The sequence below is a fragment of the Edaphobacter bradus genome (assembly GCF_025685645.1).
Taxonomy (GTDB): domain Bacteria; phylum Acidobacteriota; class Terriglobia; order Terriglobales; family Acidobacteriaceae; genus Edaphobacter; species Edaphobacter bradus.
In genome coordinates, this window is the sequence record NZ_JAGSYF010000001.1 from 169420 (window position 1) to 183372 (window position 13953).

Here is a 13953-nt window from a genome sequence, read left to right on the forward strand (position 1 = left end):
AATCTCCCTTACGAGGGATAAATCCGGGCACGGCGTGTTGTGCCGCTGCCTTAACCAAGGAGATCGATTTTGGCAAACATTACGATGAAAGAGCTGCTCGAAGCTGGCGTTCACTTCGGGCATCAGACGAAGCGCTGGAACCCCAAGATGAAGGAGTACATCTTCGGCGAGCGCAATGGAATTTACATTATTGACCTGCAGAAGACGCTGAAGATGTTCAAGGAAGCGTCGAAGTTTGTGACCGACCTGACGGCTTCGGGCAAGCTGATCCTGTTTGTGGGCACGAAGCGCCAGGCGCAGGATGCGGTTGCCGAAGAGGCAAACCGCGCGGGTATGCCGTACATCAACAGCCGCTGGCTGGGCGGTCTGCTGACGAACTGGGTTACGGTGCAGAAGTCAGTGAAGCGCCTGCAGGAACTCGACGATATGTCGACCGACGGCCGGTATGAGTTGCTGACGAAGAAGGAAGTGATCAAGCTCGAGCGCGAGCGCAAGCACCTTTCGACGAATCTCGCCGGTATCAAGAGCATGAAGCGGCTGCCGGACGCGATCTTCGTGATCGACTCGAACAACGAGGCGATCGCGGTGTCGGAGGCCCGCAAGCTGGGCATTCCGGTCGTGGCTGTGGTCGATACGAACTGCGATCCTACGGTGGTCGATTACGTGATCCCGGGCAACGACGACGCTCTGCGCGCGATCCGGCTGTTCACGACGAAGATCGCAGACTCGGCTGCCGAGGGCGTGCAGATGGTCTCTGAGCGTGCATTCGCTTCGGAGGTCTCCGACGTCGTTCCGACCGAGGTTGGTCCTGAGCACGTGGGTGAGGCGGGCGAACTACCTGAGATTCACTCGTCTGCCAGCATCGCCGATGAAGATGAAGACGACAGCGTCGACCTGGAAGCTGTACTGGGCGGCAACATTCGCAAGGCACCGGCTGCTGCGGCTGCTGACGAGCCGGAGAGCGCCGTCGCCGATACCGGAGCCTAGCTTCGCCGCGCGGTTGTGTTAGGGGTGCGGTGATTTTTTGCCGTCCCGTAACCGCCATCTGGAATTCTTCAGGGGGCGCGAGCTGAGAGCCCGCGCCCCCTTTGACTGAATCACGCTCTCACAATAGAAGGGAACTGGAATGTCTGAGACCGCTGTAAAGATTGATGCAAAACTCGTGAAGGAGCTCCGCGAAAAGTCGGGCGCACCGATGGGCGACTGCCTGAAGGCGCTGCAGGAGGCGAAGGGCGACATGGAAGAGGCATTTGTCGTTCTGCGCAAGCGCGGCATGGCGTCGGCCGCCAAGAAGGCCTCGCGCTCGACCAACGAGGGCTCGGTGGGAACGTACATCCACGCGGGCGGCAAGATCGGCGTGCTGCTGGAGCTGAACTGCGAGTCGGACTTCGTGGCCCGCACGACGGACTTCCAGGAGCTGCTGCGCGACATCGCGATGCACATTGCTGCGACCGACCCGCGCTACGTCCGCAAGGAGGACGTGACGGAGGCCGATCTGGCCAGGGAGAAGGACATCTACCGGGCCCAAGCTTTAGCTACTGGCAAGAAGCCGGAGTTCGTCGAGAAGATCGTGGAGGGCAAGATGAGCAAGTTCTACGAGGAGGTCTGCCTTCTCGAGCAGCCGTTCATCAAGGAGCAGACGCACACGATCTCGCAGATTATCGCGGCCAAGATCGCCAAGCTCGGCGAGAACATCAGCGTGCGCAGGTTTGCGCGCTTCAAGGTGGGCGATCCTAACTGGACCGTCGCTACTACCGCGCAGAGCGCCGCAGAGGAAGCCCAGGCGTAGGCCAGCTTTCGACTCCGCTAGTCAGAATCAGATAGAAGCCCGGGGCAGCCCGGGCTTTTGTCATTTCACCTTAGCTCTCTGTCATACACCGCCAGCGTGCGATACTTGAATCTGACATGTACAAGAGAATCCTTCTCAAGATCTCCGGAGAAGCCCTGGCCGCGGGTCGCGGTTTTGGCATTGACGCAATTTTTATTCACAAAGTCGCCGAAGAGATTGCAGGCGTTCATGCTCTCGGGTGCGAGGTCGGCATCGTCGTTGGCGGCGGCAACTTCTTTCGCGGCGTCGCGCAGCAGGCCATTGATATGGACCGCGTTGCGGCCGATCACATGGGAATGCTTTCGACGGTGATCAATGGAATCGCCCTGCAGGACGCGATCGAGAAGCGCGGGTTACACTGCCGCGTGATGTCGGCCATCGAGATGCACGAGGTGAGCGAGCCTTATATTCGCCGGCGCGCGATCCGGCACCTTGAGAAGGGCCGCATTGTGGTGTTTGCCGCAGGTACAGGGAACCCGTTTTTCTCGACCGACACGGCGGCTGCTCTGCGGGCGATGGAGATCAAGGCGGACATTCTGTTGAAGGCGACTTCGGTGGACGGCATCTACTCGGCCGACCCGAAGAAGGATTCTACGGCGACACGGTTTCCGCAGATCACGTACAACGACATTCTCCGGTTGAACCTGGGTGTGATGGATACGACGGCGGTTTCGCTATGTCGCGATAACAATATGCCAATGATGGTCTTCAGCATGCGCGAGCAGGGCAATATCGTTCGTGTTGTCAGTGGGGAGAAGCTGGGGTCGCTGGTGACCGCTTAGCACCGGGCCTTGCCTTGGGGGAGCTGGTTGAAGATTTTCAGCCCCTGCGCCCAACAATCTTTCTGAAGCCGGGTTGGATAGAAGAGCCGCTGGCGGCATCTAATCTGCAGGAATTTGTAAGCGTGTATACAGGAATTCTTGAACCCGCTCCTCCCGGTGGGACGACTCCGCCGTCAGATCCGCAAACGGCTTCGCGGCCGGCTCGTAAAATGCAATTGCCGGCGCTGACGGGGATCCGAACGCTGCTGGCCTTCAACATCGTTCTGTTCCACTTCACGCCGCCGTATCTGGGGCCTCTGCGGCCGATGGTGGAGAACGGGTACATCTTCGTCAACGTCTTCTTTCTGATCTCGGGCTTTGTGTTGACGTACAACTATGCGGACCGGGGAGCTTCGCTGGTGAAGCGGGACTTCTGGCTGGCGAGGTTTTCGCGACTTTATCCGGTTTATCTGCTGGTGCTCGTGATCTCGCTGAAGATGCTTCAGATCGAGTGGCAGGCGCGGCCGCATGGAGAGTTCTGGGCGGGGCTGATTCTGACGCCGCTGCTGCTGCAGGGGGTGAGTCCGTCGCTAGCGACGTTCTGGAATACGGTGGCGTGGACGCTTTCGTGCGAGTTAGCGTTCTATGCGGTGTTTCCGTGGCTGATCCGGGTGCGGTGGCCGAAGACGCCGAGCCGCCTGGTGCTCCTGTTGCTGGGGTTATGGGTCGTGGATATGCTGCCCGCGATGCTGTACCTGCTGACGAATCCTGACCACCTGGCTGGGCCGGTGACGCGGTATACGTCGACGACGCTGATCCGTTTCCTGAAGTACACACCGCTGCCGTACGCCGCAGTGTTCCTGGGGGGCGTGACGCTTGCGCGGCTGCATGTCACGGTAAAGATGAGCGATCGGCAGCGGATGGCGATTGCCGCGGCGGCGCTGGTCGCGCTGGGAGTCTTCTTTGCGTTTGCGGCGCCTCATGTTCCCTACATGATCAAACATGGCGGCCTGTTGATGCCCTTGTTTGCCCTTCTTATCTTCGGGCTCAGCGCGAAGCACCCGCTTGCCTCGGTCTTTTCGTGGAAGCCGCTGCTGCTGGTGGGGGAGAGCAGCTACTGCCTGTATCTTCTGCACTTCAACGTGTTCCAGCTGATCCACATCTACCACCTTCCGGAGCGGCTGCATGTGGCGTGGCTGGATCCGTGGATCTCGTATGCAGCGCTGCTGGCTCTGTCGCTGGTGGTGTACAAGTTTGTAGAAAATCCCGCGCGCGCGGCACTGTTGAGCAGGTTCAGGCCTGCATCGTCACGCGCTGTTCCGGCCAAGGCTGCTTAGCAATTCTGAAATGGCTTCCTGCCAGCCGATGTAAGCCATGTAGGATGAGTGTGGGATTGCAATCCGAATGTGCAGGTAGGGTGGTTGATGAGCTTGAATGAGGCGGCGCTGCTTGGCGCCCATCGGCAGAGGTTTGGGCGGGAGGGCCGGGCGTTTGAGGCGCCGGCGCGGGTCAATCTTATAGGCGAGCATACCGACTACACAGGTGGCCTGGTGATGCCGATGGCGATCGGCTTTCGCACGGTGGCGGTCATCAGTCCGCGCGAGGATGGGCGGGCGGTCTTTTACTCGGACAACTACGGGGAGGAAGTTTCGTATGAGATCTCCTCGCTGGAGAGGGCTCCGCGCGGGCACTGGAGCGATTACCCGGTGGGCGTGCTGTGGAGTCTCGGCCAGGAGGGAGTCGGGGTTGGCGGCTTCAGCATGAGCCTGATGGGAGACGTCCCTCTTGGGGCTGGGCTGAGCTCTTCGGCTTCGGTGGAGGTGGCGACGGCGATGGCGCTGCTGGCCCATGCGGGGGTGGAACTGCCGCTCGATCAACTGGCGACGATGTGTCGCAGGGCGGAGAACGAGTATGTCGGGGCAAAGAGCGGAATCATGGACCAGTTCATTGTCGCTGGTGGCATTGAGCATCGGGCGATGATGCTCGATTGCCGCTCTCTTGGGTTTGAGCTGCTGCCGCTGCCGGAACAGGTGCGGGTGGTGATCTGCAATTCGATGGTGAAGCACGCGGTGGCGACTGGTGAGTACGGCGACCGGCGCGATGAGGTGGAGGCCGGGCAGTCGGTGCTGAGGCACGAGCGCAAGGGAGTTGAGCTGCTGCGGGACGCTACGCTCACGGACCTTGAGACCTGCAGGGAGAAGATGAGCGCGGCGAGCTATGCGCGGTGCAGGCACATCATTACCGAGAATGCGCGCGTGCTGCAGGCTCGCGAGGCGCTGCTGGCGGGCGATGTGGATCGGTTCGGTGCGCTGATGGTGAAGGCCCATGCGAGTATGCGGGACGACTTCGCTGCGAGCTGCCCTGAGGTGGATACGCTGGTGGATATTGCGATGAGGCAGGCTGGATGTTTCGGCGCGCGGATTACGGGCGGCGGGTTTGGCGGCTGCACGGTGAATGTTGTCCGGGAAGAGGCGGCTGCGGGATTTGTCGACGCCGTGAAGCGTGAGTATGAGGCGGCGACGGGCATCAAGGCGGATTGCTTTGTGAGCGCTGCATCGGATGGCGCGCTGGCACTGGCCAAGGCAGGTGTGCGATGAATCCGCTAGCGCAGCAGAATCCGCATCGCAGGTTCAATCCGCTGAAACGGGAGTGGGTGCTGGTCTCACCGCACAGGACGCAGCGGCCGTGGCAGGGGCAGGTGGAGAAGCCGGTTGCTCCGGCTGCGCTGACGTATGACCCGGAGTGCTATTTGTGCCCTGGAAACGTGCGCGCTGGTGGTGTGCGGACAGACAGGTATGCGAGCACGTACATCTTTGAGAACGATTTTGCCGCGCTGAAGCTGGATGCTCCGCGGTTTTCTTCGGACGAGGGCGGCAAAGGACTGCTGGTTGCAGAGGGCGAGAGCGGCGTGTGCCGTGTGATCTGCTTTTCGCCGCGGCACGATCTGACGCTGGCGAAGATGAGCGTCGAGGAGATTCGTGCGGTAGTGGATGTGTGGGACGCGCAGTGCCAAGAACTGGGTGCGCGCGAGGACATCAGCTATGTGCAGGTCTTCGAGAATCGCGGCGCGATGATGGGGGCGAGCAATCCGCACCCGCATGGCCAGATCTGGGCGAGCCGGTCGCTGCCAAATGAGGCGGTAGCTGAGCAGGCGGCGCAGGCGGAGTATATGAAGGTGCATGGCTGCTGTCTGCTGTGCGCGTATCGCGAGATGGAGGTGGCGCTCGGCGAGAGGGTCGTTGCAAAGAATGACAGTTTTGTTGCAGTGGTTCCGTTCTGGGCGGTGTGGCCGTTTGAGGTGATGATTCTGCCCGTGCGGCATGTGGCGGACCTCGAATCGATGAACAGCGCAGAGCGGGATGGGCTGGCGGCGATGCTGCAGGCGGTAACGCGGACCTATGACGAGGTGTTCGAGACACCGTTTCCGTATTCGATGGGGCTGCATCCGCGGCCGTTTGATCGTGAGGAGCATCCTGAGTGGCACTTCCACGCGCACTTCTATCCGCCGCTGCTGCGGTCGGCGACGATACGGAAGTTCATGGTGGGGTTTGAGTTGCTCGGGTCGCCGCAGCGGGATATTACGCCGGAGTCGGCCGCCGAGACACTGCGGCAGGCGGCAGAACGTCCTGGGGTGAGGTAGCGTCTCAAAGAACAGTTGAGGCAGGGAGCAAAGAGGAGTCCGATAAAGGCTCCTCTCATTTTTTTTAAACAAAGTTGAATGGGCGCTTGACATATATTCCTATATAGGAATATATAAGGATGCATGCCACGAACTGCGACAACGTCCGATGTCTTCAACGCGATTGCGGAGCCGCGGAGGAGAGAGATTATCGACGTACTGATTGATGGTCAGGAATGGGCTGTAGGCGATGTTGTCGCCCGGTTGCAACTTGCACAGCCGGCGGTGTCGAAGCACCTTGGCGTGCTTCGCAAGGTCGGCGTTGTGACGGTCGTGAAGCGCGGGCAGCACCGCATGTACCGGTTGGATGGAGAGAAACTGAAGGCGGTGCACGACTGGGTGAAGACGTATGAGCGGTTCTGGACGCATCAGATTGACCGGATCAAGGAGCGCGCTGAGCAGAAGGCGATGGAACGCATTGCGCGCGAGAACGAATCGCCGAAAGACGGAAGCAAGACAAATCGATGACTGGAGGGAGTATGGCTGCGAACGTTACGGAACAGACGGTGCACGCGCTGGAGATCGTGAGGGAAGAGGAGATCGCGGCGCCGATCGATGTCGTATTCGAGACGATTCTGGAGCAGATGGGGCCGTATAACGAGACCCCTGACACTGAGCCGATGCCGATGAAGCTGGAACCGTGGCCGGGCGGCCGGTGGTTTCGGGATCTGGGGAATGGAGCGGGCCACTTCTGGGGAAATGTGCAGGCGATCAGGCGGCCGACGCTGCTGGAGATCTGCGGGCCGCTGTTTATGTCTTATCCAGCGATCTCGAATGTGCAGTACAGACTCGCGGAGGAGAACGGGGTTACGAAGATGAGGTTTGTGCATCGGGCTATGGGGCTGATTGCTCCTGATGTGAGAGTTGCGGAAGGCTGGGGCAGCCTGTTGCAGAGAATTCGTGAGGGAGCGGAGCGTCGAGGCGTTCCGTCGCAGAAGTAGCGAAGGACAGCGGTTCAACCAAAAAGGAGGAGCAATGAGCACAAGCACAGTTGATCTGGGACACAAGGTTGTATCGAGGAAAGAGTGGCTGGATGCTCGCATGGCTCATCTGGCGAAGGAGAAGGAATTTACAAGGCAGCGCGATCAACTTCTGCGGGCGCGCAGGGAACTGCCGTGGACGAAGCTCGAAAAGGGTTATGTCTTTGAGGGGCCGGAGGGGAAGACGGCGCTGGCTGATCTGTTCGACGGCAAGAGCCAGCTGATCGTCTATCACTTCATGTTTGGGCCTGATTGGGAGCAGGGATGCCCATCGTGCTCGATGGTGGCCGATACGGTGGATGCCACGATTGTTCATGTGACGCAGCGCGACGCGGCCTTTGCGGCGGTCTCGCGGGCCCCGATGGAGAAGATCAAGGCGTTCAAAGAGCGAATGGGATGGAGCTTTCCGTGGGTGTCGTCCTTCAGCAGCGACTTCAACCAGGACTTTGCGGTGTCGTTTACGGCAGAGCAGATCGCGAAGGGCAAACCATACAACTTCGGAACATCGGGCTTCCCATCTGAAGAGGCACCTGGGGTCAGCGTGTTCTACAAGAACGAGGCGGGGGAGGTGTTTCATACCTACTCGAGCTATGGGCGCGGATTAGAGGGACTGCTCGGCGTCTACGCGCTGCTGGATATGGCTCCGAAAGGCAGGGACGAGGATGCGCTGCCGTATCCGATGGCGTGGGTTCGGCACCACGATCGATATGAGCCCGTAGCCGCGAAGCGAGTGGGCGCATGAGTGCCGCTTGCTGCGCTATGCCTCGCAGGGGAGGCCGGCGTCGGCGCTGGTTTGGCACAGGAGGCAGCATCGGATCGGGAGTGATGCTGCTTCTGCTGCCGAAGTGCCCTGCGTGTGTGGCCGCGTATGTTGCTATCGGGATTGGCGCGGGGCTTGCCGCGCCGGTCGCGGAGTATCTGCGTCCGTTGATGGCTGCGGTCTTTGCAGCGTCGGTGATCTATCTGGCGGTAGACCAGATTTCGGTTCGGCGGCAGCGCCGGCTGAGCTGACACTCGCGATGTCACTGCCGCGGAGCGGTCTTGACGGGGTTCAGGTCGGAGGCGACCCCGCCGATCCAACGACAGGTGACGTCGTTAAAAGGATTTGCTCCAACGCGTTTCCTCGTCAGGCTGAAGGATAATGAATCGTCAGCGCATACCACGTATGTTTTGCGTTGGGGAAATTTATGCTCCATCGGCTTTTCAAGCGAACGGGGGAGGTTGGGTCTGCGAGTCGCGTTATTCATAACTTGTTACAATGACACGCTGTTTCCGGAGACGGGCAAGGCAGTAGTTCGGGTGCTGGAACGGTTGGGCCATACGGTGGAGTTTCCGGCGGGGCAGACCTGCTGCGGGCAGATGCACTGGAATACGGGCTATCAGACAGAGGCGCTGCCTCTGGTAGGCCGATTTGTCGCGCAGTTCAAGGGGGCTGAGGCGGTGGTGGTGCCGTCGTCGAGCTGCGTGGCGATGATACGCGACCATTATCCGAAGATGGCGGCAGAGATCGGCGATGCGAAGCTGATTCAGGCAGTGGAGGAACTGCTGCCGCGGGTGTTTGAGTTTTCAGAGTTTCTGACGAAGCGGCTGGGGCTTGAGGATGTGGGCGCGTACTATCCGCATCGAGTGACGTATCACGCGAGCTGCCATGGACTGCGTAACCTGGGGCTGGGAGACGGGCCGCAGCGCTTGTTGAGGGCCGTGCGGGGAATCGACCTGGTGGAGATTGAAGGGTTGGAGCAGTGCTGCGGTTTCGGCGGCACGTTTGCTGTGAAGAACGCGGACGTATCGAGCGCGATGCTTGCGGAGAAGACGACTGCGGTGCTGAATACCGGCGCGGAGGCGTGTACGGCGTGCGATAACAGTTGCCTGATGCATATTCAGGGAGCGTTGCACCGGCAGCGGACGGGAGTGCGGACGGTGCACCTCGCGGAGATTCTTGCGAGCGAAGAGGCGGTGCCGCGATGAGCAGAGCTGCGGAGCTGACGGTGCTCGATCCGACGACGTCGCCTGCGTTTCCGGTAGCTGCGAAGACGATGCTGCGCGATGCGCAACTCAGGAAGAATGTTCGCCATGCCACGGAGGTGATTCAGAACAAGCGCGCCCGCGTGGTGGGCGAGATGCCGGACTGGCAACAGTTGCGTGAGGCCGGCAGGCAGATTCGTACGCACACGATGGCGAATCTGGACTTCTACTTAGAAGAGTTTGAGCGCAACTGCACGAAGGCCGGTGGCGTGGTGCACTGGGCTCGAGATTCCGCCGAGGCGAAGCAGATTGTAACGGCGCTGGTGAAGGCGAGCGGGTCCGGGGGCGAAGGTGCGACCGAGGTCATCAAGATCAAGTCGATGACGACGGAAGAGATTCATCTGAACCAGGCGCTAGAGGCGGCGGGGATTCATGCCTACGAGACCGATCTTGCGGAGCTGATCATCCAGCTTGGGCACGACCAGCCTTCGCACATTGTGGTTCCTGCGCTGCACAAAAACCGACAGCAGATTCGCGAGATCTTTCAGAGGGAGATGAATCTTCCAGAGTTGGGTGAGAAGCCGGAGGATCTTGCTGACGCGGCGCGGCGATTTCTGCGCGAGAAGTTTCTGCGGGTAAAGACGGCGGTGAGTGGGGCGAACTTCCTGATCGCGGAGACGGGCGGGGTTTGCATCGTCGAGAGCGAGGGCAATGGGCGGATGTGCCTGACGCTTCCAGAGACTCTGATTACGGTCGCCGGGATCGACAAGGTGCTGCCGCGGTTTCAGGACCTTGAGGTTGTGCTGCAGCTTCTGCCCCGGTCGGCGACGGGCGAGCGAATGAATCCGTACAACTCGATCTGGACCGGAGTGCACGAGGGTGACGGGCCACGTTCGTTCCATGTGGTGCTGATGGACAATGCGCGGACCGAGGTGCTGGCCGATGAAGAAGGACGGCAGACGCTGAACTGTATTCGATGCGGAGCTTGCCAGAATGCGTGTCCTGTGTACCGGCAGACGGGCGGGCACGCATATGGCAGTGTGTATGCCGGACCGATTGGGGCGATCCTGACGCCGCAGTTGCAGAAGATGCACTATGCGCAGAGTCTGCCGTATGCGTCGTCGTTGTGCGGCGCGTGCTACGAGGTGTGCCCGGTGAAGATCAATATCCCCGAGGTGCTGATTCATCTACGGAACAAGGTGGTAGAGCAGAAGAGCTCGCTCGACCCGGAGGCGCTGGCGATGAAGACCATGGCGCTGATCTTCCGCAGCGAGAAGAGATTTCGAGCGGCGCAGCGGCTAGGGCGCATCGCTGAGGCTCCGCTGGTGCGCAGGGATGGGCAGGATGGCGGATGGATTGGCTGGCTGCCTGGAATTCTGGGCGGATGGACGCAGGTGCGCGACCTGCAGGAGATGCCGAAGGAGACCTTCCGTGACTGGTGGGAGAAGCGAGGTTCGCGTGGGAACTGAGACGACGGTTGATTCATCTGGAGCACGTACGGAGATACTGCGGAGGATTCGCGCGGCGAAGGGTGCTACGCCTGTGGCTGCTGCAGTGGAGCGCGAGTGGACAGCGATTGAGCGGGGCTACCGGCGCGAAGCTACGCGAGAGCGTGAGGCAGTGCTGGAACTGCTGGAAGATCGCTTGCGTGACTATGATGCGCACGTGGTGCGGGTCCGGCCGGACGAGGTCGCCGGCAGCGTGGCGGCAATGCTTCGTGAAAGAGGCAAGGAGAAGATTGTCGTTCCGACAGGACTTGCCGCAGAGTGGCTGCCGGAGGGGGGTGCGTTTGTCGTCGATGATGGAGCGCCGGCGACGGAGCTGGACCACTTTGATGGTGTGATTACGGGAGCCACTGTCGCTATCGCCGAAACCGGCTCGATTGTGCTGCAGAATGTCGCCGGACAAGGAAGGCGTGCGGTGACGCTGGTTCCGGACTACCACCTTTGCCTCGTGCGCGTGGAGGACGTGGTGGAGACGGTTCCGGAGGCGATGGATCGTCTGCGGGCGACGGCGGATTTGCCGACGACGTTCTTCTCGGGGCCCTCGGCGACGGCGGACATTGAGATGACTCGGATCAAGGGCGTCCACGGGCCGCGCTTTCTGGATGTAATTTTGATCGGCTGAACGTTGCGTTGTGTGAATGGTCTTTGACAAGCGCTGGCATGTGACGACAATCTAGCTCGCGTCGTACTCCACTTCCACTTCGGGCTTCTTGCGGGCGGGGAGCGCGAGTGCGGCCTTGAGCTGGTCGAACGAGGTGGTATTCAGCAACACTAGTCCGCCGATGACGACCACGACGCCGAGGTAGGCTGTCCAAAGGATGGGTTCGTGTGCAACGAATCCCCAAAAGAGGCCCCAGATGGGCAGCAAGTATGTCACTGCGACGACGTGGGTCGCAGCGATGCGAGAGAGCAAGTCGAAGTAGAGGAGATAAGCGAGACCGCTGCCGGCGACTCCTAACAACATGACCGCAAAGAAGGAGCTGCGCTGGATGTGGAGCGGGTGGGCTCCGAAGGCTGCGACTGGCAGCACCATGAGCCACGCGAGTGACAGTTGAGTGGTTGCGAGGCCGATTGGGTCGAGGCCCTTGAGTTTTATCTTGGCGATGACGGTGGCGATGGCATAGCCGAGGCTGGCGAGGGCGATGAAGAAGACGCCACGGAAGAACTCGGCGTTAGAGACGTGCCGCTGCGAATCCTGGCCGTGACTGAAGACGACAACCATGACTCCTGTAAAGCCGAGCAGCACTCCCCAGGTAGTGAAGCGATTGGGGCGAGTGCTCTGTACGGCCATGGTGATCAACAGTGCCCAGATTGGGGTGGTGGCATTGAGGACGGCGGCGATGCTGCTGGGGACGGTGTGTTCGCCGAGCGCGAAGAAGATGAATGGGATTGCGTTGTTGAACAGCGCGACGGCAACCAGAGCCGGAATAAATCTCGCGGGCGGCAGAGAGCGGCGGCCCAGGCGGAGGACGGCCCAGAGGAAGAGGGCTCCGAAGGTAAGACGAAGCAGCGCAACCCACGCAGGAGGGAAGCTGTGGCCTGAGATCTCGATGAGGATGAAGGATGCTCCCCAGACAGCGGAAAGCAGAAGAAGTTGAAGCGTGTCACGCCGGCTCATAGAGCTCCCTGCTAAAGCATCGATTTGGATATTGATTAGAGGCTGCAGACAAGAAAAGGGAGCAACTTTTTCTTCGCTTTATTTTCGGCTGAGATGCCCTGTTCTGACAGACTTGCGTGGTAGGCTATCTCCTGCATGGCTAACCACTTCGATCTTGCCGCTTCTGCCCATGCGGAGATGCTCCGCGAAGGCTTCCAACCAGATTTTCCCGACGGAACGAAGGCCCAGATTAATCAGATCTATTCTTCTGTGAACGGATCGCATAACAATATGCGCGATCTGCGCGGACTGCTGTGGTCGTCGATTGACAACGATACGTCGCGCGATCTCGATCAGATCGAAGTAGCGGAGCGCACAGATGGAGGCATCCGCATGCGGGTTGGCGTTGCCGATGTTTCGGCCTCCGTGGCGAAGAACACGCCGATCGATCAGCATGCGGCATTTCAGACGAAGACGGTCTACACCGGCGTGCGCAACTTTCCCATGCTGCCGAATGAGCTTTCCACTGACCTGACCTCTCTGAACGAGAACGTGGACCGCGCGGCGATGGTGGTTGAGTTTGTCGTCGATCCGCAGGGATGCCGCAGTCAGCCTGCGATCTACGAGGCGATGGTGCGAAACAAGGCGCAACTGGCTTACAGCAGAGTCGGGCCGTGGCTTGAGGGCAAAGCCGGGCCCGATATGAAGATCGCCGGCTCGCTCGCTCTGCAGGAGCAACTGAAGCTGCAGGACGAGGCCGCACAAGCACTGCGCGAACAGCGCGTGAGCGAGGGCGCGCTCGAGTTCAACCGGATCGAAGCCGATCCGGTCATCATCGACGGCAAGGTGCACTCGATCCAGACTGCTCCGCGCAATCACGCGACCGAGCTGATTGAAGACTTCATGATTGCGGCCAACGAGACGATGGCCGAGACGCTGCGCGCGGCGGGACGGTCTTGCATTCGGCGCGTGGTGCGAACACCGGAACGCTGGGACCGCATCGTTGATTTGGTCGGGCGCTACGGAACGCAACTGCCGGCGGAAGCAGATTCAACGGCTCTCAACACGTTTCTTCGAAAGCAGCGAAAGCTGGACCCGGTGCACTATCCCGATCTCTCATTGGCCATCATCAAACTGATGGGCCCAGGCGAGTATGTTCTTTCGAGCGGCACGGACAAGGAGCCGCTGGGACACTTTGGACTTGCTGCGCGCGACTACACGCACTCGACCGCGCCGAACCGCCGGTTCGCTGACCTGGTTATGCAGCGGATCGTGAGGGCGATGCTGGCTAATGAACCTCCGCCGTATACCGATGCGGAACTGACCGCAATTGCTACGCAATGCAATTTGCAAGAGAAGGCCGGCCACAAGGTGGAGCGCACCATGCAAAAACGAGTCGCTGCTGTGGCGCTTGCCGACAGCATCGGCAAGGTCTTCCGCGGCGTAGTGACGGGCGCGAGTCAGAAAGGAACCTATGTCCGCATCTTCGACCCGCCAGTTGAAGGAAGGGTAGTTCGCGGCGAGGAAGGGCTCGACGTTGGCGACACAGTGACCGTGAAGCTGCTGCACACGAATCCGCAGATGGCCTACATTGATTTCGCGCGGGTGCCTGGCCGTTAGTCCGAAGGCGGTTGCAGT

Annotated in this window: 15 protein-coding genes; 14 read left to right on the forward strand and 1 reads right to left on the reverse strand. The window is 60.4% G+C overall.

Annotated elements, in window-relative coordinates; all coding sequences use genetic code 11:
* The first annotated feature begins 69 nt into the window (after window positions 1–69).
* The 13 genes from rpsB (at window position 70) to OHL16_RS00825 (ending at window position 11340) form a co-directional block, all read left to right on the forward strand.
* A complete protein-coding gene (gene rpsB, locus OHL16_RS00765; RefSeq protein WP_263365170.1) occupies window positions 70–987 on the forward strand; it encodes a 30S ribosomal protein S2 in 918 nt (305 codons plus the stop codon).
* A 139-nt stretch (window positions 988–1126) separates the two neighbouring features.
* Window positions 1127–1789 carry a translation elongation factor Ts gene (locus tag OHL16_RS00770; RefSeq protein WP_263365171.1) on the forward strand — a complete coding sequence of 221 codons (663 nt, stop codon included), beginning with the start codon at window positions 1127–1129 and terminating at the stop codon, window positions 1787–1789.
* 116 nt (window positions 1790–1905) lie between these two features.
* Window positions 1906–2610: a UMP kinase gene (pyrH, locus tag OHL16_RS00775; protein WP_263365172.1), complete on the forward strand. Its 705-nt coding sequence runs from the start codon at window positions 1906–1908 to the stop codon at window positions 2608–2610.
* 122 nt (window positions 2611–2732) lie between these two features.
* A complete protein-coding gene (locus OHL16_RS00780) occupies window positions 2733–3926 on the forward strand; it encodes an acyltransferase family protein (protein ID WP_263365173.1) in 1194 nt (397 codons plus the stop codon).
* 87 nt (window positions 3927–4013) lie between these two features.
* The gene (gene galK / locus OHL16_RS00785) at window positions 4014–5186 is read left to right on the forward strand and encodes a galactokinase (RefSeq protein WP_263365174.1); all 1173 of its coding nucleotides are present in this window, start codon (window positions 4014–4016) and stop codon (window positions 5184–5186) included.
* The gene (locus OHL16_RS00790) at window positions 5183–6229 is read left to right on the forward strand and encodes a UDP-glucose--hexose-1-phosphate uridylyltransferase (RefSeq protein WP_263365175.1); all 1047 of its coding nucleotides are present in this window, start codon (window positions 5183–5185) and stop codon (window positions 6227–6229) included. Before galK ends, OHL16_RS00790 begins: the two co-directional genes overlap by 4 nt.
* Before the next feature lie 123 nt (window positions 6230–6352).
* On the forward strand, window positions 6353–6736 hold the full coding sequence (locus OHL16_RS00795) for an ArsR/SmtB family transcription factor (RefSeq protein ID WP_263365176.1): 384 nt from the start codon (window positions 6353–6355) through the stop codon (window positions 6734–6736).
* Between the two features lie 11 nt (window positions 6737–6747).
* On the forward strand, window positions 6748–7209 hold the full coding sequence (locus tag OHL16_RS00800; RefSeq protein WP_263365177.1) for an SRPBCC family protein: 462 nt from the start codon (window positions 6748–6750) through the stop codon (window positions 7207–7209).
* A gap of 34 nt (window positions 7210–7243) precedes the next feature.
* A complete protein-coding gene (locus OHL16_RS00805) occupies window positions 7244–7990 on the forward strand; it encodes a DUF899 domain-containing protein (protein WP_263365178.1) in 747 nt (248 codons plus the stop codon).
* Window positions 7987–8259 (forward strand): hypothetical protein, encoded by a 273-nt coding sequence (locus tag OHL16_RS00810; RefSeq protein WP_263365179.1) that lies wholly within the window; start codon window positions 7987–7989, stop codon window positions 8257–8259. Before OHL16_RS00805 ends, OHL16_RS00810 begins: the two co-directional genes overlap by 4 nt.
* Before the next feature lie 216 nt (window positions 8260–8475).
* Window positions 8476–9216: a (Fe-S)-binding protein gene (locus tag OHL16_RS00815; RefSeq protein ID WP_263366199.1), complete on the forward strand. Its 741-nt coding sequence runs from the start codon at window positions 8476–8478 to the stop codon at window positions 9214–9216.
* Window positions 9213–10682 carry a LutB/LldF family L-lactate oxidation iron-sulfur protein gene (locus OHL16_RS00820; RefSeq protein WP_263365180.1) on the forward strand — a complete coding sequence of 490 codons (1470 nt, stop codon included), beginning with the start codon at window positions 9213–9215 and terminating at the stop codon, window positions 10680–10682. The genes OHL16_RS00815 and OHL16_RS00820 overlap by 4 nt, the downstream gene beginning before the upstream one ends.
* Window positions 10645–11340 carry a LutC/YkgG family protein gene (locus OHL16_RS00825; RefSeq protein ID WP_263365181.1) on the forward strand — a complete coding sequence of 232 codons (696 nt, stop codon included), beginning with the start codon at window positions 10645–10647 and terminating at the stop codon, window positions 11338–11340. The genes OHL16_RS00820 and OHL16_RS00825 overlap by 38 nt, the downstream gene beginning before the upstream one ends.
* A gap of 51 nt (window positions 11341–11391) precedes the next feature.
* Here OHL16_RS00825 and OHL16_RS00830 read toward each other — a convergent pair whose 3' ends face one another.
* Complete coding sequence (locus OHL16_RS00830; protein ID WP_263365182.1) at window positions 11392–12336, reverse strand: DMT family transporter; 945 nt, start codon at window positions 12334–12336, stop codon at window positions 11392–11394.
* A gap of 135 nt (window positions 12337–12471) precedes the next feature.
* Here OHL16_RS00830 and OHL16_RS00835 point away from each other — a divergent pair, with 135 nt between their 5' ends.
* Window positions 12472–13935 carry an RNB domain-containing ribonuclease gene (locus OHL16_RS00835; protein ID WP_263365183.1) on the forward strand — a complete coding sequence of 488 codons (1464 nt, stop codon included), beginning with the start codon at window positions 12472–12474 and terminating at the stop codon, window positions 13933–13935.
* Window positions 13936–13953 lie beyond the last annotated feature (18 nt).

What these genes read in the sequence shown, in the direction of transcription:
- pyrH (WP_263365172.1), top strand. Translation starts at nt 1,906, where the DNA reads ATGTACAAGAGAATCCTTCTCAAGATCTCCGGAGAAGCCCTGGCCGCG.
- OHL16_RS00795 (WP_263365176.1), top strand. Translation starts at nt 6,353, where the DNA reads ATGCCACGAACTGCGACAACGTCCGATGTCTTCAACGCGATTGCGGAG.
- OHL16_RS00800 (WP_263365177.1), top strand. Translation starts at nt 6,748, where the DNA reads ATGGCTGCGAACGTTACGGAACAGACGGTGCACGCGCTGGAGATCGTG.
- OHL16_RS00830 (WP_263365182.1), bottom strand. Translation starts at nt 12,336, where the DNA reads ATGAGCCGGCGTGACACGCTTCAACTTCTTCTGCTTTCCGCTGTCTGG.
- OHL16_RS00790 (WP_263365175.1), top strand. Translation starts at nt 5,183, where the DNA reads ATGAATCCGCTAGCGCAGCAGAATCCGCATCGCAGGTTCAATCCGCTG.
- OHL16_RS00810 (WP_263365179.1), top strand. Translation starts at nt 7,987, where the DNA reads ATGAGTGCCGCTTGCTGCGCTATGCCTCGCAGGGGAGGCCGGCGTCGG.
- galK (WP_263365174.1), top strand. Translation starts at nt 4,014, where the DNA reads ATGAGCTTGAATGAGGCGGCGCTGCTTGGCGCCCATCGGCAGAGGTTT.
- OHL16_RS00835 (WP_263365183.1), top strand. Translation starts at nt 12,472, where the DNA reads ATGGCTAACCACTTCGATCTTGCCGCTTCTGCCCATGCGGAGATGCTC.
- OHL16_RS00820 (WP_263365180.1), top strand. Translation starts at nt 9,213, where the DNA reads ATGAGCAGAGCTGCGGAGCTGACGGTGCTCGATCCGACGACGTCGCCT.
- OHL16_RS00805 (WP_263365178.1), top strand. Translation starts at nt 7,244, where the DNA reads ATGAGCACAAGCACAGTTGATCTGGGACACAAGGTTGTATCGAGGAAA.
- OHL16_RS00770 (WP_263365171.1), top strand. Translation starts at nt 1,127, where the DNA reads ATGTCTGAGACCGCTGTAAAGATTGATGCAAAACTCGTGAAGGAGCTC.